This is a genomic window from Bradyrhizobium sp. NBAIM08 (assembly GCF_020193935.1).
GTDB classification, from domain to species: Bacteria; Pseudomonadota; Alphaproteobacteria; order Rhizobiales; family Xanthobacteraceae; genus Bradyrhizobium; species Bradyrhizobium yuanmingense.
Window position 1 is genome coordinate 1 of record NZ_JADYVR010000376.1, and the last position, 445, is coordinate 445.

Consider the following 445-nt stretch of genomic DNA (forward strand, 5'->3'; position numbering starts at 1 on the left):
GGTTGTGCCGTTGCCGAGGTTGAAGGTGAAGCCGTCCGATAGGTTGGTGGCTACGAGGGATTGGCCCAACAGGAAGTCAGTGAGGGCGACGGTGTAGGTGCCCGCCCCGAGGCCCATGGCCGTGAGCAAGGAGTCACCGACGATCCCTGTGCCTACATCGGGCAAGCCCGCCGGGACGCTGCCTGCAATGGCCGTGCCCGATGAGTTGAAGAGCAGGAGATTGGTTTGAAAGCCGCCGGTGGCGTAAGAAGTGGTGAAGACGGTTACGTTGCCGGGAGCGGACAACGTGAAAGTTTCCAGGAAGACCGAGCCCTGGTCGGGGAGTGTTCCTGTGAAGGTCGCGGGAAGCGACCCGGCGTATGTGTCTGTGATGGTCGCCGCGTAGGTGGGAACCAAAGTTGCCGCGACGAGCGTCGTGATCTGGACGAAACGTAGATGCGAATGC

1 protein-coding gene is annotated in these 445 nt (G+C 61.6%); it reads right to left on the reverse strand.

From position 1 onward, the window contains the following. Window positions 1–445 (reverse strand): DVUA0089 family protein (locus I6F37_RS39980; RefSeq protein WP_225154376.1); only part of this gene is annotated, 445 nt, incomplete at both ends.